Consider the following 17883-nt stretch of genomic DNA (forward strand, 5'->3'; position numbering starts at 1 on the left):
AACATCCTGCGAGTGCCCACACAGTTTGCTTGATAAATTGTTAAAGAGCGTTGACCCTTCAGCGGGTCAGGGCTGCGTATTCTACGCAATCCTTGGTGTTCGTCAAGCGTTGAATCAAACTTTGTTTCGTGTTGTTTCAACCCTGGTGACCGTCGGCGTGTTCCGCCGTGTCAGTGAGGGCGCATTATAGGGAGCCGCCGATTTTGCGCAAGGGCTTTTTTGTAAAAAACTCGCCCTTCCGCACCAACAGCTCAACAACCCAGCAAAACCACACATTAACCACAGAGTTATACACAGATCCTGTGCTTTTTTGTCCATTCAAGTAACATAAAGCCTTATTCAGCCCCTTCTGAAAGAGACGAGACCACATCTATGAGCGTATTAAAGGCCTACAACAACATCACGCCCACCCTGGGTGCCCGCGTATTCGTGGAAACATCTGCCGTACTGTACGGTGATATTCATCTGGGTGACGACAGCAGCATCTGGCCGCTGGTGGCGGCCCGAGGCGACGTAAACCATATTCGCATTGGTGCCCGCAGCAATATTCAGGACGGCACCGTACTGCACGTGACCCGCAAGAGCGAGGACAAACCCGATGGCCTGCCGCTGCTCATTGGCGATGATGTCACCGTGGGTCACAAGGCCATGCTGCACGCCTGTAGCATCGGCAATCGAGTTCTGGTGGGCATGGGTGCCATTATCCTGGACGGCGCCGTGGTGGAGGATGATGTGATTATCGGTGCCGGCACCCTGGTGCCGCCTGGCAAGCGGCTGGAGTCGGGCTATTTATATGTAGGCTCACCGGTTCGTCAGGCGCGACCACTTACCGAAAAGGAAAAAGCCTTTTTGCCAGAGTCGGCCGACAACTATGTCCGCCTCAAGGATGAGTATCTTCAGCAACGCTAGTTGTGAGGTGTGGGGTGTGTGCGCATGAATTTTTCCTCACTCCTCACCCTTTTTCGTCTTATGCAATTACAGGCCGATGCTGCCATCAGGGGCAAAGGCCTCTTCTTCAATACGCTCGCACACCAGCTCTTCAATATCAAAACGAACCTGCTCAAAGGCCAGAATTACGCTGGCTTCATCGGCCAGCGGCTGGCCCGACAGGTGCTCCAGCCGGTGCAGCATGATAAAACAGGGGATCTGCCGCCCCTGCCAGTGGGTACTGAACGCCACCCGCTGCTCCTCGGGCTGCCAGTAAATTTCGTCACCGACGATAATGTCCTGATTCATAGTGCCTGCTCCAGCCTGGCCCTGAGTGCTTGCAATACCGGCGCCATGTCGGGACGCACGCCACGCCAGAGATAAAAACTCTCTGCCGCCTGCCCCACCAGCATGCCCAGGCCGTCAAAGCGATCCTGCACACCCTGCTCCGCGGCCCATTGCAGAAAGGGGGTTTCTTCCCGTCCATACATCATATCGTAGACTTGTGTACCGGAATGGCAAAGGCTCGCAGGCAACGCCAGTTGCTCCCCCTGCAGGCTGGCAGACGTGCTGTTAATGATAAGGTCGAACGCCCCTTCCAGCGCATCCAGCGGCTGATGGCTGACCGGGCCCAGCCCGGCAAAGCGATTTGACAGTATTTCGGCCCTTCTCTCGGTACGGTTGGCCACCACCAGCGTCGCCGGCTGTTCCGTCAGTAACGGCGCAATGACACCCCGAGCCGCACCGCCCGCCCCCAGCAGCAAAATACGCCGTCCGGCCAGAGCTACTCCCAGCCGGTGCAGATCCATCACCAGGCCGGCACCGTCGGTGTTATCGGCAAACAAGCGACCGTCGGGCAACAGTTTGAGGGTGTTAACCGCTTCCGCCAGGGTAGCCCGCTCACTGAGCTCACCGGCCACCGCCAAAGCATCGGTTTTAAAGGGCACGGTTACATTACAACCCTGACCACCTGCCTCCACAAAGTCACGCAGGCTGCTTTCGAAACTGTCCAGCGGCGCCAGCAGGCGCTCATACTTCATGTCCTGCCCGGTCTGCTCGGCAAATGCCTGATGAATAAAGGGAGACTGGCTGTGGGCAATGGGATTGCCGATAACGACGTATCTGTCCATGATGTGACTCGCTGCTGTTCGAAACGACCGCCACAGGGGGCTCCGCTCGTGCTGTTTAATTAGAGAAAGGCGTCATATTGCCACGAATGGCATTTTTTTGGTTGCATTAACCGCCGAAATGAATAGATTTTGCGCTAACGAACAAAATAATTGTGGTTGGCCTTGGATACCGAACTTTTAAAAACCTTTCTGGAAGTGTCCCGTACTCGTCACTTCGGCAAGGCGGCAGAGCACCTGTACCTGACCCCGTCGGCGGTCAGCTTTCGCATTCGTCAGCTTGAAAGCCAGCTGGGCGTTACCCTGTTCACTCGGTTGCGCAACAACATTCAGCTGACGTCGTCGGGCGAGGCGCTGATCCCTCATGCCGAGTCCATGCTGCTGGCCTGGGCCCGGGCCCAGCACGAGGTAGCACTGAGTGAGCGGCAGACTCAGCAGCTGGCGGTGGCCGGCACCGCCAACCTGTGGGACGCCTACCTGCAGGACGGCCTGCACCGGCTCTACTGCGAGCTACCGGCGCTGTCGCTGCGGGCAGACATTCGCACCCCGGAGCAAATGACCCGGGCACTGCTGAGCCGCACCCTGGATCTGGCCTTTCTGACGGATCCGGCCCGCATTGAGGGCGTGCGCCATATCGCCACCCATACCATGGATCTGCAGCTGGTCTCCACCTACCCGGAGCTCGATGCCGGCCGGGCCATGGCCCAGGACTATATTCGCATCGACTGGGGCACCGCCTTCAACACCCAGCATGCCAAGCTGTTCAATACCGCCACCCCGCCGCTACTGCACACCGGCTCGGTGCGTATTGCGCTGGAATATCTGCTGCACCACGGCGGCAGTGCCTTTCTGCCCAGCTCCATGATTCGGCAATATCAGGACCAGGAACGACTCTTTTTGGTAGACGACGCCCCCACCATCAGCCGGGAAGTGTACGCCGCCTTTTTGCCCGGCGGCGAGCGCCAGGCATTGATCGACCAGGTGATTGAACTGTTTGGTGCCGGAAAAGGCGCAGAGGATTAAACCCAGTCTCTGGGTACCAGAAACGCCTGCAGCCGGGCCTCGGCGGTGTTTGCCGCCGGCTGCCAGTTGTATTCCCAACGCGCCAGGGGCGGCATCGACATCAGGATAGATTCGGTGCGACCACCGGTCTGCAGGCCGAACAGGGTGCCCCTGTCATACACCAGGTTGAACTCCACATAGCGGCCGCGCCGGTACAACTGAAACTGACGCTCGGTCTCACCGTAAGGGGTATCCTTGCGCCGCTCGATGATCGGCAAATAGGCATCCAGATAACCCTCGCCCACCGCCTGCATAAAGGCAAAGCACTGCTCAAAGGGCCAGTCATTGAGATCATCAAAGAACAGGCCACCCACGCCCCGGGTTTCATCCCGGTGCTTGAGATAGAAATAGCGATCGCACCATTCCTTGTACTTCGAATACACCTCATCACCAAAGGGTGCACACAGGTCTTTTGAAACCTGATGCCAGTGCCGACAGTCTTCCTCCACCGGATAGAAGGGAGTCAGGTCAAAGCCGCCGCCAAACCACCACACCGGCTCGGCACCTTCCTTTTCGGCGATAAAAAAGCGTACATTGGCATGGCTGGTGGGCACATGAGGATTATGCGGGTGGATCACCAGGGACACACCCATGGCCTCAAACGAACGACCGGCCAGCTCGGGCCGATGAGCGGTGGCCGAGGCCGGCATGGCGGCGCCGTGCACATGGGAAAAGTTCACGCCGCCCTGCTCGATCACGGTGCCGTTACGCAATACTCGGCTGCGGCCGCCGCCGCCCTCTTCCCGGGTCCAGCTGTCTTCTTTAAAACGGCCGGTGCCGTCGGCTAGCTCCAGCTGGCGGCAGATGTGATCCTGCAGCTCCAATAAAAACGCCTTTACCGCCGCCGTATTCGGTTTGCTATTCATCTTGTTTCCTTGTTGCCTTGTACTCAGGCCGGGCGCACCACGGCGCCGGTAATGCCATCGCGAATCAGAGAGGGGTTGGCCCTGCCGTGGGTGTTACCAGGCAAAATGTAGTCGAGTTCGCTGCCGAGCCGGGCGGCCAGTTCATCGGCGGTACGCGCCGGCTCCTCACCGCTCTTGTTGGCGCTGGTGGACACCAGTGGCTTGCCAAAGGCCAGGCAGAGATCATGCACCTGGGCGTGATCGGTGACCCGCACCGCCAGGGAGTCGAAACGTCCCCTAAGCCACTCGGGTACTTCGGGGCGGGCCGGAATAATCCAGGTGTAGGGGCCCGGCCAGCTGGCCAGGATCACTTCCAGCCTGCCTTCCGGCAGCCGGGTCAGATCCAGGTAAGGCTGTAACTGGCTGAAGTCGGCGGCGATCAGCACCAGGCCCTTGTCGATGGGACGCTCCTTGATGGTCAGCACCCGTTGCACCGCCTCGCCGTTATCGGGATCGCATCCAATGCCAAACACCGCTTCTGTGGCGTAACCGATCACGCCACCCTGTTCGAGCCGGTCAACGGCGGTAAAAAGCGTTTGCTGAGTCATTGATAATGAACTTCCTTTCTTGAAATAAAGCCGCTTATTGCTGATGGTCGCAGCCTTTGTTGGGGCAATAGAGCCGCCCCTTGCGCTCGGCCAGAATACCGAAACCGCATTTGGGGCAGGCCTGAGCCACCGGTTTGTCATTGATGATAAAGCGACAACCGGGATAGGCATCGCAGGCATAGAACCGCTTGCCGTAGCGGGAGGTGCGGGCCACCAGGCGGCCTTTGGCACACACCGGGCAGGGTGGCTCGTTGCTGCTTTGTTCGTTGATATCGGCCACGTAGTGACAGGACGGATAATGGGAGCAGCCGATAAACAGCCCATAACGCCCCTTGCGAATGGCCAGGGTGTGGCCACACAGCGGGCAGGCGCTGCCTTCAAGGGGCTTTTCCACGTCCTCGTCGTGCTCAATCACCTTGAGCGGGCGCAGGTAATCACAGTCGGGATAGGCGGAGCAGCCAAGAAAGGCGCCATGCTTGCCATGGCGCAGGTGCAGAGGTTGGCCGCAGCGGGGACAGGGCTCATCGGGCCTGGCTCCGTGCTGACCGCTGAACAGACTGGGATCGATTTTGGACATGCCGCGCCTCCGAATTCACTGAGGCGAATTCTACCAGCGCGGCCGTGTTCAGTGAACCGCTCCGTCGGGCTGCTCGAACAGCAGCTCTTCCAGCTGATGGTAGGCCGACTCACTGCCGGGCACATTGAACAGCACCATCAGCACCACCCACTTGAGATCGTCCAGTTCAATCACCGGCGAGTCCAGCTCCATCACCCGCTCAATGACGATCTCCCGGGTTTCCGCGTTCAACACCTGGATTTGCTCCAGAAACAGCAGAAAGCCCCGGCCGTCGGTATCGAGCTTGTACAGCTCTTCCGGCGTGTAAATGCGAAATGACTCGGGCGTGGACCGCGCCCAGGACGGCGAGTCTTCCGCCTCCTGCAACTCGGCCAGTCGCTCAAGCCAGGCCAGCGCCTTGAGGATCTCTTCCCGGTTAAAGCCCGCCTGGGTCAGTTCTTCGGCGAGTTCATCCTGATCCACCATGGTGTCTACATCGGTATGGATGTAGGTCTCGAACAAGTACATAAGTACTTCGAACATGATCAGCTCCTCCTCGCTCTGACATAACCCCCGGGCACGGATTCCACCCAGCCAGCCAGTTCCAGCTCGACCAACCGGGTCAACACCTCATGCACCGGCTGCTGGCAGCGTGCCGCGATAACATCCGGCGCCGTTGCCTCTGAATCTACGTTATCCAACAAGTCCGGATAAGGCAATGATTGCTCCGTTGCGGTCTCGTGAATTTTGACCGCTGCCGCAGAGAAGCCGGCCAGCTCTTCCAGTACATCATTCGCCTCGTTGACCAGTTTGGCCCCCTGCTGGATCAACCGGTTACAACCACAGGCCTGGGGATTCTGGCGGGCGCCGGGCACGGCAAACACCTCACGTCCCTGCTCCAGGGCAAAGCGGGCGGTAATAAGCGAACCGCTTCGCTCGGCCGCCTCCATCACCAGCACGCCCAGGCTGAGACCGCTGATAATGCGGTTACGACGGGGAAACTGAAAGGCCTGAGGCGGCTCCCAGGGGTAACACTCCGACAACAGAGCTCCACCGTGCTCTACCAGCTCCCCGGCCAGTCGAGCATGCCGCTTGGGGTGGCAGCGTGCCAATCCGGAGCCAAACACCGCCAATGTGATACCACCGGCATCCAGTGCCGCGCGATGCGCCAGACCGTCTATGCCCATGGCCAGCCCCGAGGTGATGGCCAGCCCGGCTTCAACCAGCGGCGGTATCAAGGCCTGGGTGTTTTGCTTGCCCACATAGGACGGATGCCGGCTGCCCACCACCGCCAGTTGGGGCACATTCAGGGCGGTGCTGTTACCTTCCACAAATAACAGCAGGGGCGCATCGGGCAACTGGTTGAGCGCCAACGGATAGTCGGGATGATGCCGTGTCAGAATATGCCGCCCGGGGCCGCCCCGGCACCATGCCAACAGCCGCTCCAGCAATGCCTGCTGCGGCGCCAGCAAGTGGCGTTGCATGGCCTCACTGACCCCCATCTCAAGCAGCCGCTCTGGACACGACAGCCCGGGCCCCAGCCGCTGCCACAATTGCCAGGCCCGTACCGGCCCCAACCCCGGCGCCTCACGCAAGGCCAGCCAGGGCAGCAGGGGATGATCAGAGGCCGTGCTCGTCATAACTGGGTTCACCCAACAGGTAGTGGCGCTGCACCGGCTCACGGCTGTCCAGCACCAGGGCGGCACTGACCCTGTCATAGGCGCGAAACACCATGATGCGCGCCACCGGCAGGGGCGGCAATTCACTCGCGGCGCTCCGGCGCCAGAACCCTGCCTCTTCCAGGGCGGCGGTGTCGATGGCGGCGCTTTCCCGCAGTACGCCATACAAATCACCGGCGCGCACACCGTCCAAACTGCCCTTGTTGATAAAAACCACCTCATGGCGCATGGCAATGCTGCCTTCGTGGCCCATGGCCAGCACTCGGCCGTGGTTCAGGCCTGGCCCCGGCCTGGGGTGATAAAACGCCGCCAGCGCGCTCTGCGGATCCAGCGATAACAAACGGTCGCCCGGGCGCATGTCCCGCCGCAGGCTGCTGATGCGCACCCGGCTGATACCATCGACAGGCCGGCCTTCCGCCAGCACCGTGCCCACCAGCATCAGCCGCCGTGCCAGCTCACTATCATCAATATCATTCCTCAACACCTCTCCCGAACGATACACGCCATAGAGCTCACCCGGCACCAGCTCACCACGCACAAAGGCAGCGGCGTCCTGGCGCAGCAGGGTGCGCCCCTGCTGGTCCCCCAGCAGCACCGGCATGCCCTCCAGGGCCGAAGGCGAGCGCAATTCGTGATTACCGGTGTAGTCCATGATGGCGGCGAGCGGAATGCTGGGGACTGCGGGCTCGGCGCGCATTCGCGGCGACAGCCTGACCTCATTGGCCAGTACACTGCCTTCCCGTACCAGCCGGGGCTCGCCATTCACCCAGATCAGGGTGAGTCGGTCGCCGGGATAAATGAGATGTGGGTTGGCTACCTGAGGGTTGGCATGCCACAGCTTGGGCCAGTGCCAGGGCGAGTTGAGAAAATGCGCAGAAATGTCCCACAGGGTATCGCCCTTGCGCACCGTGTAATGGCTGGGGTGATCCTGTTTCAACGTCAGGGGCTGTGCCTGGGCCAGACCGGCGGTCAGCAATAGCGTGCCGCCCAGCAAGAGTGCTCTTGATATGTTCACGTCCGTGTTCCCCGATTTTGCGCCATGTGCGGCGGCCGCCAACTATTGCTGATCTTTATGTTGTAAATGGCTAAAATACTTGCAGAACCGAATACAGGAAAAACACCGTAGTTATGGCAAATGTATTAGAAGTATTGCGCTTTCCCGATGAGCGCCTGCGCACGGTCGCAAAGCCGGTTGAGGCCTTTACGCCCGAGTTACAGACCATTGTAGATGATATGTTTGAGACCATGTATGCCGAGGAAGGCATCGGCCTGGCCGCCACTCAGGTCGACATTCATCAGCGTCTTATCGTCATCGACGTGTCCGAAGACCGCGAGCACCCGCTGGTGCTGATCAATCCGGAAATTCTGGAAGAGCACGGCAGCACCGGTATCGAGGAAGGCTGCCTGTCGGTACCCGGCGCCCGCGCCCTGGTGCCCCGCGCCGAGCGGGTGAAGGTGCGCGCCCAGAATCGCCACGGCGAGACCTTTGAACTGGAAGCCGACGATCTGCTGGCCATCTGCATTCAGCATGAGATGGATCACCTGATGGGCAAGCTGTTTGTCGACTATCTGTCGCCGCTCAAGCGTCAGCGTATTCGTCAGAAAATGGAAAAAATGGCCCGCCAGGACCAACGCTGATCCCTCGCTAAGGACGTCTCTTGAGCAAACTCAATCTGATTTTTGCCGGCACCCCCGACTTTGCCGCCCGCCACCTGCAGGCGCTGCTGAACGCCGGCCACAATGTCATTGCCGTCTACACCCAGCCCGACCGGCCCGCCGGCCGGGGCAAAAAACTCACGCCCAGCCCGGTCAAAGTGACCGCCGAGCAGGCCGGTCTGCCGGTGTATCAGCCTCAGAGTCTGCGCAGCGAAGAGGCTCAGGCCGAGCTGGCGGCGCTGGGCGCCGATCTCATGGTGGTGGTGGCCTACGGCCTGATCCTGCCCCAGGTGGTGCTCGACACTCCGCGCCTGGGCTGTATTAACGTGCACGGCTCGCTGCTGCCCCGCTGGCGCGGCGCTGCCCCCATTCAGCGCGCCATCTGGGCCGGCGACGCCGACACCGGCGTCACCATCATGCAGATGGACAAGGGCCTGGACACCGGTGCCATGTTGCACAAGGCAAGCCTGCCCATTGCCGCCGACGACACCTCCGCCAGCCTCTATGAAAAACTGGCTGGGCTGGGTCCGCAGGCATTGTTGCACACACTGGACCAGCTCGCCGATGGCAGCGCCGTGGCCGAGCCGCAGAACGACGCCGAGGCCAACTACGCCGAGAAACTGAGCAAGGAAGAGGCCCGCATCGACTGGTCTTTGCCTGCCGCTCGGCTGGAGCGCTGCGTGCGCGCCTTTAACCCCTGGCCGGTCAGCTACTTCATGGTGGCCGAACACAATATCAAGCTGTGGCAAACCGAGGTGCTGGACCAGAGCACCACCGCCGCCCCGGGCACCATCATCGCCGCCGGCAAAAACGGCATCGACGTGGCCACCGGCGACGGCGTGCTGCGCCTGCTCAGCCTGCAGCCCCCGGGCAAAAAGGCCATGAGTTGCCAGGATCTGCTCAACGCCCGCAAGGACTGGTTCACCCCCGGCACCCAACTGCCCTGAATACCGCACATTAAGAGAATGCCATGAAAACTCGCGCCGCCGCGGCCAATATTGTTCACCGGGTGATCAACCAGGGCCAGTCCCTGTCTACCCTGCTGCCCCGCTATCAACAGGAGGTGGCCGCCAAGGATCGCGCCCTGCTGCAGGAGCTGTGCTTTGGCACCCTGCGCTGGTACAGCCGGCTAGACGCCATGGCTAAGCAGCTGCTCGACAAGCCACTCAAGGGCAAATACCAGCCCGTGCACGCCCTGCTGCTGGTGGGCCTGTATCAGCTGCTGTATACCCGCATTCCGCCCCATGCCGCCCTGGCGGAAACCGTGGCCGCCTGCAAGCGGCTCAAGGCCGACCCCTTCAAGGGGCTGGTCAACGGGGTGCTGCGCAATGTGCAGCGCCAGCAGCATGAGCTGGAACAAAAGGTGGACGCCCTGCCCCAGCTGCGCCAGGCCCACCCCAACTGGCTGGTAAAGCGGCTGCAGCAGGCCTATGCGGAGCAGTGGCAGGACATCATGGCCGCCAACAACTGCCATCCGCCCATGTGGATTCGCGTCAATGAAAGCCACCACAGCCGGGATCAGTATGCGGCGCTGCTGGCGGAGCACGGCATTGAGGCCTTTCCCGATCCGGTGGCCGCCCAGGCTCTGCGGCTGGCGCGCCCGGCGGACGTCTCCACCTTGCCCGGCTTTGCCGAAGGCCACTGCTCGGTGCAAGACGCCGCCGCCCAGCTGGCGGCCCAATTGCTCGACGCCCAACCGGGCGAGCTGATACTCGACGCCTGCGCCGCCCCCGGCGGCAAAACCGCGCACGTGCTGGAGCGACAGCCCGCGCTGAAACAGCTGGTGGCCATCGACATGGACCCGGAGCGGCTGCAGCGGGTGTACCAGAACCTGGAACGCATCGGCCTGGAAGCCACCGTACTGCAGGGCGACGCCGCTCGGCCTGCCGATTGGTGGCAGGGGCCGCAATTCGATCGCATTCTGCTCGACGCCCCCTGCTCCGCCACCGGGGTAATTCGCCGCCACCCCGATATCAAGTGGCTACGCCGGCCCGAAGACATCGCCCAGCTCGCCGCCCTGCAGTCGCGTATTCTCGATGCCCTGTGGCAACAGCTGAAACCCGGCGGTATGCTGCTGTATGCCACCTGCTCCATTTTGCCCGACGAAAACCGGGAGCAGATCAAGGCCTTTCTGGCCCGTACGCCCGATGCCGTGCACCAGCCCCTGCATGCCGACGACACGCCGGCACAACCGGGCTGGCAGCTGCTGCCGGACGCACTGGGCCGTGACGGTTTCTATTACGCCAGGATAGCGAAACAGGCATGAAAATCATCATTCTGGGGGCCGGCCAGGTGGGCGGTACCCTGGCGGAAAACCTGGTCGGCGAAAACAACGACATCACCATAGTCGATACCAATACCGAACGGCTGCGCGAGCTGCAGGACAAGTACGATTTGCGGGTGGTCAACGGCCACGGTGCCTATCCGGCGGTGCTGCGGGAAGCCGGCGCCCAGGATGCCGACATGCTGGTGGCGGTCACCAGCAGCGACGAAACCAACATGATCGCCTGTCAGGTGGCCTACTCCCTGTTCAACACGCCCAACAAGGTGGCCCGCATTCGCTCGCCGGAATTCCTCGCCGAGCGGGAGCGGCTGTTTCTGAACGAAGCCATTCCGGTGGACAACCTGATCGCCCCCGAGCAGCTGGTCACCGAATACATCTACCGTCTGGTGCAGTATCCGGGCGCCCTGCAGGTGGTGGACTTTGCCGAAGGCAAGGTGGGCCTGGTGGCGATCAAGGCCTATTACGGCGGCCCCCTGGTGGGCAATGCGCTCTCCACCCTGCGGGATCACATGCCCGGTATCGATACTCGAGTGGCGGCCATCTTTCGCCAGGACAGGCCCATTCGTCCGCAAGGCACCACCATTATCGAGGCCGACGACGAGGTGTTTTTCGTGGCCGCCAGCGGTCATATTCGCGCGGTGATGTCGGAGCTGCAACGACTGGAGAGTGACTACAAACGCATCATGATAGTCGGCGGCGGCAATATCGGCGCCGGCCTGGCGCGGCGGCTGGAGCGACACTATTCGGTCAAGCTGATTGAACACAACCCCGGCCGGGCGGAGCAGTTGTCGGAGCTGCTGGAGCACACCATCGTGTTCTGCGGCGACGCCTCGGATCAGGAACTGCTGCTGGAAGAGCACATCGATCAGGTGGACGTGTTTATCGCGGTCACCAACCAGGACGAAGCCAACATCATGTCGGCCATGCTCGCCAAGAAAATGGGCGCGCGCAAGGTGATGGTACTGATCCAGCGCGGCGCCTATGTGGATCTGGTGCAGGGCGGCACCATAGACGTGGCCATCTCGCCCCAGCAGGCCACCATTTCCGCCCTGCTGACCCATGTGCGCCGGGCCGACATCGTCAACGTCTATTCCCTGCGCCGGGGTGCGGCGGAAGCCATTGAAGCCATCGCCCACGGCGACAGCACCACCTCACGGGTGGTGGGCCGCCGCATCGGCGACCTCAAGCTGCCCCCGGGCACCACCATAGGCGCCATCGTACGCGGCGAAGAGGTACTGATCGGTCACGACAAGACGGTGATCGAGCAAAACGATCACGTGGTGCTGTTTCTGGTCGACAAGAAGTTTATTCCGGAAGTGGAGCGGCTGTTTCAGCCCAGCCCCTTCTTCCTGTAACGGCCCGGCCCCTCATTCCGGGGGCCGGCTGCCGTTGAGCCGAATCGGCTCGTCTTCGTCCTGCAGCCGAGCCTGCTCCCGCAGGTGTTCGGGCAGCGGCTTGGTGACCTCCACCCCCAGCTCGCGAAAGGCCTCGGCCTGGCGCACCAGGTTGCCCCGGCCCTGGCTGAGCCGCTTCATGGCGCGCTGGTAGCTATCGTCGGCACGGCGCAGTGAGCCACCCACCGCCTCCATGTCTTCGGTAAACAGCCGCAATTTTTCGTAGAGTTTGCCCGCCGACTCGGCAATGCGCCGGGCGTTCTGGTTCTGCCGCTCTACCCGCCACAGATTTTCTATGGTGCGCAGGGCTACCAGCAGGTTGGTGGGACTAACCAGCAAAATATTGTGGTCGAGGGCATATTTCACCAGGCCGGGCTCGGCTTCTACCGCCACCAGAAAGGCCGGCTCCACCGCCACAAACATCAGCACATAGTCCAGGGTGCGCACCCCCTGCAGCTGATGATAATCCTTGCGCCCCAGTTCACGAATATGGCCCCGCACCGAGGTCACGTGCTCCCGCAGGGCCTGCTCACGCTCGGCCTGGGTGTCTCCGTTAAAGTAACGCTCATAGGCGGTGAGCGAGACCTTGGCGTCGATGATAATGTCCTTGTCCTGGGGCAGGTGCACGATCACATCGGGCTGGTAGCGCTTGCCGTCGGCGTTGCTCAGACTTTGCTGAGTGCTGTATTCATGGCCTTCGCGCAGGCCCGACTCCGACAGCACCCGAGACAACACCACCTCGCCCCAGTTGCCCTGCTGCTTGCTGTCGCCCTTCAAGGCCCGGGTCAGGGCGTTGGTATCGGCGCTCATCTGCCGGTGCAGCTCCGCCAGCCGTTCAATTTCAAATTTCAGGCTGTGGCGCTGGCGGCTCTCGTCGGCGTAGGTTTCCTGCATATTGCGGCGAAAGCCTTCCAGCTGCTCCCGCAGCGGCCCCAGCAAGGCGTCCAGACTGGTCTGATTCAGCTCACGCAGGTTATGGGTTTTCTGTTCAAAAATGCGCTGGGCCAGGTTTTCGAACTGCTGCTGCAGCCGAGTTTCACTGGCTTCAAACTGGGCCTGCTTTTCCGCAGCCCACTGCCGTTCCTGACGCAGCAGGGTCTCGTATTCCTTGAGCCGGCCGTTCATTTTCAACACCAGCTGCTGCTGCTGCTCCAGCCGCTGGCGCGTGTCCTGCAGCTCGACCTGACGTTCCTCCAGCCCGCGCTGCCAGTGCTCGGCCTGCTGGGCCGCCAGCTGCAGCCGCACGCCCATGGCCAGCCGGGTCAGGCCCCAGCCGGCCAGGCCCGATAACGCCGCCAGCGCCAGCGGCCAGTAGGCAGGCAACCATTCCGTCATTCTTACCTCCGCCGGGCAATCAACGCCAGTACGCGGCGGTTAAGGCGCCACCACAGCAACACATAGAGCAGATACAGCGACACCAGAATCCACTTGTGATGATTCACGCCGTTGTCAAACTCGGCCAGGGGCACCCCCAGCACCTCCACGTAGCCAAAGACCAGCAGGGGGAACATCAGAAACACCGACCAGCGCCAGCACAGCGCCAGGACGGAAGCCAGAAAACCGTCATTCACGACATGCCGTCTCCATGCAGATCCTCTGTTATCAGCTTACCAGCCAGGTAGTCCCGCAGCCGCCCCGAAGGAATGGAAGAGGACGACGACAGGGTACAGGCGGCCCAACGCACGGCCTCGGCCAGGGCGTCGGCCATGGACCGCCCCGATACCAGGGCGTGAACCAGGCCGCCGGCAAAGGCGTCGCCGGCACCGGTGGCGTCCACCACCTTCATCTTGAGGGCCGGCACCCGCAGATGCCGGCCGGCGGAAATGGCCTCGGCACCGGCTTCCCCTCGAGTCAGCACCAGCCACTCCAGCCGCTCACCGGCCAGGGCCTGTGCATGCTGCCAGGGATCGGCAATCTCACCCATGTCGGCGGCAGAAGCGATCATCACTCGGCAGGGCCGCGCCCAGCGTCCGCTTCTGGGATACTGACTGATCACCAGGCTGTGGGCGTTCATGGCCTCCATGTAGGTCGCCACCTCGGCGCCGTCGGTATTGACGTAGAGGCAGTCCACCGGCCCTTGAGGCAGCCGGGCCGGCAAGGCCGCGGGCCTGGCCTGGCGCAGAATGGTGCGCTCACCCCGGCTGTCCACCAGCACCAGCAACTCGCCGGCGTGGCCATCAACGCGTTCCACATAGTCCAGGTTCAGCCCAAGCTGCGCCGCCTGTTGCTGCAGCCAGTCGCCGGTGGCGTCCCGCCCCAGGCGGGACGCCAGCATCACCTGGTGCCCGGCCCAGCACAGGCCGGTGCCGGTATTGGCGGCCCCGCCCCCGAGGCGGCGGCCGCCGTCCCGGTAATGCAGCCGGGCCCCGGCCGACAAGGGCGCTTCCAGCTGCAGCACATGATCGCAGTTGAGATTGGCCAGCAGCACTATGCGCTTGTTGATGTTGTTTGCTCCCGGCATGAACCGCCTCCCGAAACGTCAGAAAGCGCATCTTAGCCAAGGCGGCTGGCGGGCACCACCCCGAGGGTCCATTTAGCACTGCTCAGGCCAAGGCTTCGCACAGCTCCAGGCTCAGGCCGTCCCATCCCGCCCGCACCCCCGGCGGCAGCGTATGCCGTTGCAGCCAGCCATGCAGATCATGGCCGATATGAGTCAGCACGGTGGAGCGGGGCCGCAGCCCGGCGTGAAGCTCCAGCACCTCGTTCAGGCTGTTGTGGTTGCGCCCGGCGCTGCCCGGCGGAAAGCTGCAATCGATCACCAACACCTCCAGCGACGGCAAGCCTTGCAGCAGCCTCAGCGTGTGGGCCGGCAGTCCTTTGGTGTCGGTGAGGTAGGCCAGCCGCCGGCCATGATACTCAAACAAATAACCCAGGGTCGGGCGGGAATGCACCATGTCCAGCGGCGTGATGCTCAGGCCGTGCAATTGCCAGGTGTGTCCATGGGTCATGACCGGCCGAAAGTCCAGGCAGCCCGAATGCTCGAGCAGATCGGCACAACCGTCGGGATCGGGCGGGCACCATACCGGTATGGGTACCGCCGGCCCCCAGCGCAGGTGAAACAGCCCCTGCACATGATCCACATGAAAATGGGTCAGCAACATGCCGTCAAAACTGCCGGGCGCAAAGCGCCGGTGCAGATCCGGCAGGCCGGCGTCCAGCAACAGCCGGTGCTCACCCCATTCCAACAGCGCCGAACAGGGCATCCGGCCAAGACCTGGATCGGCCTGGGCCTGGCGGCAGTCCACACAGTCACAGCCATAAAGGGGCATGCCGCCGGCCGCCCCCGTGCCCAGCAGGGTCAGACGCATACCTGCTCTCCTTTGCGATAACGCTCAAACTGTTGCAGCGTCTGTTGCAGCGGCCCCGAGTTATCCAGCCGCCACACTGACACCGGCAGCCCTCGACTGTGGGTTTCGGCCCGCGCCAGCCGCTGGCGAATCTCGGCTTCGCTTTCCCGCCCCCGGGCCCGCAGCCGCTCCTCCAGGGTGGCAGCATCCACGGTCAGCAACACCGGCACCAGCCGTTCGCCAAATCGGGCCTGGGCCTCGGCAAGGCTGGCCCGGGAGCCGTTGGCCATCACATCCCGTCCCGATGTCAACCAGCTGTCGAGCTCGCAGCCCAGGGCATAGCAATGACCATTGGCCTGCCAGTGCAGGGCAAACAGGCCCAACTCACGGCGCTGGTGATATTCCGCCTCGGACAGCTCCACATGGTTTTCACCGCCGGCACTAGCGGTCCGGGTAATGTAACGGTGGGCCACCAGCAGTTCGCCTGCCAGCTGATGGCGTACCAGCTGCAGAAAACTGTCCTTGCCGGCGCCGGACGGCCCCATCAGATAGAACAGCCTGCCGAATGGATCTCCCATGCTCGTCGCCTCCATCAATAGGCCAGTTCGCCCCGGCACCAGACCCGGACCGGATACACCTGCTCGTCCAGCTGCCTGGCCAGCACCAGATCGGCGCGTTTGCCTTCCGCCAGCACGCCCCTGTCGGTCAGCCCCAGGCTGTGGGCCGGGTTGCGCGTGGCCAGCCGTACCGCCTCGGCCAGTTGCAGGCCGTTGCGTTCATCGGCGGCCAGGCGAAAGACCGCATCGAGCAGGCTGCCCGGATAATAGTCGGACGACAGCACGTCCAGCACGCCGAGGGCGGCCAGCTCGTGGGCAGCCACATTGCCGGAATGGGAGCCGCCGCGCACCACATTGGGCGCGCCCATCATCACCATCAGGCCGTGCCGGTGGGACGCCTGCGCCGCCTCGACCGTGGTCGGAAACTCGGCGAGTGCCATGCCCAGCCGCCGAGACTCCTCGACATGAGCCTGGGTGGCATCATCGTGGCTGGCCAGGGACACACCCCGCTCCCGGCACTGACGGGCAATCTCGTTGCGATTGGGGGTGGACCAGCGCGCCGACAGCGCCAGCTGCTGTTGCTCGAACTCGTCCATCTGCTGGTCATTAAGACGATATTTACCCTGATAGTACTCCCGGTATTTCACCGGATTAACGAACTGGCGCTGACCCGGGGAGTGATCCATCAGCGACACCAGCCGCACCTCCGGCAATGCGATATAGTGCTCAAACAGCGGCACCGTGGTCTCGTGGGGCAGCTCGCAACGCAGGTGCAGCAGATGCTGGGCCCGGTTCAGGCCACGGCGCTCGCTGTCCACCACGGTATGGATCATGCGGTCCAGGTTGTCCCGGCGGGTACCGCCGTCACGCTCGTCACCGATGGCCACCGCGTCCAGCACGGTAGTGATGCCGGCCGCCACCACCTGGGCGTCGTGGGCACGCATGGCCGCCAGGGGGGGCCAGTTTACGCCCGGTCGCGGGGTAAAATGCTTGTCCAGGTTGTCGGTGTGCAGCTCCACCAGGCCGGGCAGCAGCCAGCCGCCCTCGCCGTCTATGGCGCCAGGCCGCAAGCTGGGGCTGTCGGCCATGGCACAAATAACGCCGTCGCGCACTTCCAGAGAGCCCTTGACCACTTCGTTTTCCAGCACCAGGTTCACATTGGTAATAATCATGCTCAGGCTCCCTTACTGCATCACCGGCCAGGCGTCGGCGCGGGACTGAATATCATAAAGACGATCGGCGACCTGCTCGCGCACGTCCTCGTCGTGAAAAATGCCGACAATGGCGGCGCCCCGGGCCTTGGCCTCGTGAATCAGCTCCACCACCACCGCCCGGTTGGCGGCATCGAGGGAGGCGGTCGGCTCATCCAGCAGCAGTACCGGGTAGTCGGCGATAAAGCCCCGGGCGATGTTGACCCGCTGCTGCTCGCCGCCGGAGAAGGTGGCCGGCGCCAGCTGCCACAGGTGTTCGGGTACATTGAGCCGGGTCAGCAGGTGCTCGGCCCGGCGTCTGGCCTCGGCCCGCTCGCCGCCCTGCTCGATCATCGGCTGCATCACCACCTCCAGGGCGCTGATGCGGGGGATCACCCGCAAAAACTGGCTGACCCAGCCAATGGTCTGGCGGCGCACGTTCACCAGGGCGCGCGGGCTGGCCTGAGTCATGTCCAGCCACTGGCCCTGATGCATCACCTCGATACGGCCGGTGTCGGTGAGGTAGTTGCCGTACAGGGTACGCAACAGGGTGGACTTGCCACTGCCGGAACGGCCGTGCAGCACCACGCATTCTCCCGCCGCCACGCTCAGGGACGCGCCGGCCAGCACCGGCAGGCGAATGCCGTTCTGGTTGTGCAGCACAAAGGTCTTGTGAACGTCGGAAACTTTCAGTGCAAGGGTCATGACGGC

At 62.6% G+C, this 17883-nt stretch carries 22 protein-coding genes; 7 read left to right on the top strand and 15 right to left on the bottom strand.

The window, feature by feature from the left end:
- Both B6S08_RS18525 and B6S08_RS17650 read left to right on the top strand, forming a co-directional pair.
- Positions 1-190, top strand: a 190-nt coding sequence (locus tag B6S08_RS18525) for a hypothetical protein (RefSeq protein ID WP_211284221.1), incomplete at its 5' end; no start/stop codon positions are given.
- A gap of 182 nt (positions 191-372) precedes the next feature.
- Entirely contained in the window at positions 373-909 is a 537-nt protein-coding gene (locus tag B6S08_RS17650; RefSeq protein ID WP_094202125.1) for a gamma carbonic anhydrase family protein, read from the top strand.
- A 66-nt stretch (positions 910-975) separates the two neighbouring features.
- On the opposite strand, the gene B6S08_RS17655 is transcribed toward B6S08_RS17650, so the two are convergent.
- Positions 976-1236, bottom strand: coding sequence for a DUF1488 family protein (locus tag B6S08_RS17655; protein WP_094202126.1), 261 nt, complete (start codon positions 1234-1236; stop codon positions 976-978).
- Positions 1233-2057: a shikimate dehydrogenase gene (gene aroE / locus B6S08_RS17660; RefSeq protein WP_094202127.1), complete on the bottom strand. Its 825-nt coding sequence runs from the start codon at positions 2055-2057 to the stop codon at positions 1233-1235. Before aroE ends, B6S08_RS17655 begins: the two co-directional genes overlap by 4 nt.
- Positions 2058-2219: 162 nt before the next feature.
- Between aroE and hdfR the strand changes: the two genes are divergently transcribed.
- Positions 2220-3077, top strand: coding sequence for an HTH-type transcriptional regulator HdfR (hdfR, locus tag B6S08_RS17665; protein WP_206063516.1), 858 nt, complete (start codon positions 2220-2222; stop codon positions 3075-3077).
- Here hdfR and hemF read toward each other — a convergent pair.
- The 6 genes from hemF to B6S08_RS17695 are packed head-to-tail and all read right to left on the bottom strand — an operon-like array spanning position 3074 to position 7819.
- On the bottom strand, positions 3074-3982 hold the full coding sequence (gene hemF, locus B6S08_RS17670; protein WP_094202129.1) for an oxygen-dependent coproporphyrinogen oxidase: 909 nt from the start codon (positions 3980-3982) through the stop codon (positions 3074-3076). The genes hdfR and hemF overlap by 4 nt on opposite strands.
- Positions 3983-4005: 23 nt before the next feature.
- Positions 4006-4569, bottom strand: coding sequence for an L-threonylcarbamoyladenylate synthase type 1 TsaC (tsaC, locus tag B6S08_RS17675; RefSeq protein ID WP_094202130.1), 564 nt, complete (start codon positions 4567-4569; stop codon positions 4006-4008).
- Between the two features lie 34 nt (positions 4570-4603).
- The gene (locus tag B6S08_RS17680) at positions 4604-5146 is read right to left on the bottom strand and encodes a DNA topoisomerase family protein (protein WP_094202131.1); all 543 of its coding nucleotides are present in this window, start codon (positions 5144-5146) and stop codon (positions 4604-4606) included.
- 48 nt (positions 5147-5194) lie between these two features.
- Positions 5195-5668, bottom strand: a complete 474-nt coding sequence (locus tag B6S08_RS17685) for a DUF494 family protein (protein WP_094202132.1) — start codon at positions 5666-5668, stop codon at positions 5195-5197.
- A gap of 2 nt (positions 5669-5670) precedes the next feature.
- On the bottom strand, positions 5671-6765 hold the full coding sequence (gene dprA / locus B6S08_RS17690) for a DNA-processing protein DprA (protein ID WP_094202133.1): 1095 nt from the start codon (positions 6763-6765) through the stop codon (positions 5671-5673).
- Entirely contained in the window at positions 6746-7819 is a 1074-nt protein-coding gene (locus B6S08_RS17695; RefSeq protein WP_165660903.1) for a LysM peptidoglycan-binding domain-containing protein, read from the bottom strand. The genes dprA and B6S08_RS17695 overlap by 20 nt, the downstream gene beginning before the upstream one ends.
- Before the next feature lie 113 nt (positions 7820-7932).
- On the opposite strand from B6S08_RS17695, the gene def reads away from it, so the two are divergent.
- Genes def through trkA form a run of 4 tightly spaced genes read left to right on the top strand, consistent with a single transcriptional unit; the run spans position 7933 to position 12099 of the window.
- Entirely contained in the window at positions 7933-8442 is a 510-nt protein-coding gene (def, locus tag B6S08_RS17700; protein ID WP_094202135.1) for a peptide deformylase, read from the top strand.
- A 20-nt stretch (positions 8443-8462) separates the two neighbouring features.
- Positions 8463-9407 carry a methionyl-tRNA formyltransferase gene (gene fmt / locus B6S08_RS17705; RefSeq protein WP_094202136.1) on the top strand — a complete coding sequence of 315 codons (945 nt, stop codon included), beginning with the start codon at positions 8463-8465 and terminating at the stop codon, positions 9405-9407.
- A gap of 23 nt (positions 9408-9430) precedes the next feature.
- Positions 9431-10726, top strand: a complete 1296-nt coding sequence (gene rsmB / locus B6S08_RS17710) for a 16S rRNA (cytosine(967)-C(5))-methyltransferase RsmB (protein WP_094202137.1) — start codon at positions 9431-9433, stop codon at positions 10724-10726.
- A complete protein-coding gene (gene trkA / locus B6S08_RS17715; protein WP_094202138.1) occupies positions 10723-12099 on the top strand; it encodes a Trk system potassium transporter TrkA in 1377 nt (458 codons plus the stop codon). Before rsmB ends, trkA begins: the two co-directional genes overlap by 4 nt.
- A 12-nt stretch (positions 12100-12111) precedes the next feature.
- On the opposite strand, the gene rmuC is transcribed toward trkA, so the two are convergent.
- The 7 genes from rmuC to phnL all read right to left on the bottom strand — a co-directional run bounded on the left by rmuC (position 12112) and on the right by phnL (position 17877).
- Positions 12112-13473 (bottom strand): DNA recombination protein RmuC, encoded by a 1362-nt coding sequence (rmuC, locus tag B6S08_RS17720; RefSeq protein WP_094202139.1) that lies wholly within the window; start codon positions 13471-13473, stop codon positions 12112-12114.
- 2 nt (positions 13474-13475) lie between these two features.
- Entirely contained in the window at positions 13476-13709 is a 234-nt protein-coding gene (locus tag B6S08_RS17725; RefSeq protein WP_094202140.1) for a hypothetical protein, read from the bottom strand.
- Complete coding sequence (locus B6S08_RS17730) at positions 13706-14599, bottom strand: PfkB family carbohydrate kinase (protein WP_094202141.1); 894 nt, start codon at positions 14597-14599, stop codon at positions 13706-13708. Before B6S08_RS17730 ends, B6S08_RS17725 begins: the two co-directional genes overlap by 4 nt.
- A gap of 82 nt (positions 14600-14681) precedes the next feature.
- Positions 14682-15446: a phosphonate metabolism protein PhnP gene (gene phnP / locus B6S08_RS17735; RefSeq protein ID WP_094202142.1), complete on the bottom strand. Its 765-nt coding sequence runs from the start codon at positions 15444-15446 to the stop codon at positions 14682-14684.
- Positions 15437-16003: a ribose 1,5-bisphosphokinase gene (gene phnN / locus B6S08_RS17740; RefSeq protein WP_094202143.1), complete on the bottom strand. Its 567-nt coding sequence runs from the start codon at positions 16001-16003 to the stop codon at positions 15437-15439. The genes phnP and phnN overlap by 10 nt, the downstream gene beginning before the upstream one ends.
- 14 nt (positions 16004-16017) lie before the next feature.
- Positions 16018-17154, bottom strand: a complete 1137-nt coding sequence (gene phnM, locus B6S08_RS17745; protein ID WP_094202144.1) for an alpha-D-ribose 1-methylphosphonate 5-triphosphate diphosphatase — start codon at positions 17152-17154, stop codon at positions 16018-16020.
- Between the two features lie 12 nt (positions 17155-17166).
- On the bottom strand, positions 17167-17877 hold the full coding sequence (gene phnL / locus B6S08_RS17750) for a phosphonate C-P lyase system protein PhnL (RefSeq protein WP_094202145.1): 711 nt from the start codon (positions 17875-17877) through the stop codon (positions 17167-17169).
- Positions 17878-17883: the final 6 nt, after the last annotated feature.

Source organism: Oceanimonas doudoroffii (genome assembly GCF_002242685.1).
In the GTDB taxonomy this organism is placed as follows: Bacteria; Pseudomonadota; Gammaproteobacteria; order Enterobacterales; family Aeromonadaceae; genus Oceanimonas; species Oceanimonas doudoroffii.

Coding starts and splice junctions, on each gene's coding strand:
- B6S08_RS17650 (WP_094202125.1), top strand. CDS start 373: ATGAGCGTATTAAAGGCCTACAACAACATCACGCCCACCCTGGGTGCC.
- B6S08_RS17655 (WP_094202126.1), bottom strand. CDS start 1,236: ATGAATCAGGACATTATCGTCGGTGACGAAATTTACTGGCAGCCCGAG.
- aroE (WP_094202127.1), bottom strand. CDS start 2,057: ATGGACAGATACGTCGTTATCGGCAATCCCATTGCCCACAGCCAGTCT.
- hemF (WP_094202129.1), bottom strand. CDS start 3,982: ATGAATAGCAAACCGAATACGGCGGCGGTAAAGGCGTTTTTATTGGAG.
- tsaC (WP_094202130.1), bottom strand. CDS start 4,569: ATGACTCAGCAAACGCTTTTTACCGCCGTTGACCGGCTCGAACAGGGT.
- B6S08_RS17680 (WP_094202131.1), bottom strand. CDS start 5,146: ATGTCCAAAATCGATCCCAGTCTGTTCAGCGGTCAGCACGGAGCCAGG.
- B6S08_RS17685 (WP_094202132.1), bottom strand. CDS start 5,668: ATGTTCGAAGTACTTATGTACTTGTTCGAGACCTACATCCATACCGAT.
- dprA (WP_094202133.1), bottom strand. CDS start 6,765: ATGACGAGCACGGCCTCTGATCATCCCCTGCTGCCCTGGCTGGCCTTG.
- def (WP_094202135.1), top strand. CDS start 7,933: ATGGCAAATGTATTAGAAGTATTGCGCTTTCCCGATGAGCGCCTGCGC.
- rsmB (WP_094202137.1), top strand. CDS start 9,431: ATGAAAACTCGCGCCGCCGCGGCCAATATTGTTCACCGGGTGATCAAC.
- trkA (WP_094202138.1), top strand. CDS start 10,723: ATGAAAATCATCATTCTGGGGGCCGGCCAGGTGGGCGGTACCCTGGCG.
- rmuC (WP_094202139.1), bottom strand. CDS start 13,473: ATGACGGAATGGTTGCCTGCCTACTGGCCGCTGGCGCTGGCGGCGTTA.
- B6S08_RS17730 (WP_094202141.1), bottom strand. CDS start 14,599: ATGCCGGGAGCAAACAACATCAACAAGCGCATAGTGCTGCTGGCCAAT.
- phnP (WP_094202142.1), bottom strand. CDS start 15,446: ATGCGTCTGACCCTGCTGGGCACGGGGGCGGCCGGCGGCATGCCCCTT.
- phnN (WP_094202143.1), bottom strand. CDS start 16,003: ATGGGAGATCCATTCGGCAGGCTGTTCTATCTGATGGGGCCGTCCGGC.
- phnM (WP_094202144.1), bottom strand. CDS start 17,154: ATGATTATTACCAATGTGAACCTGGTGCTGGAAAACGAAGTGGTCAAG.
- phnL (WP_094202145.1), bottom strand. CDS start 17,877: ATGACCCTTGCACTGAAAGTTTCCGACGTTCACAAGACCTTTGTGCTG.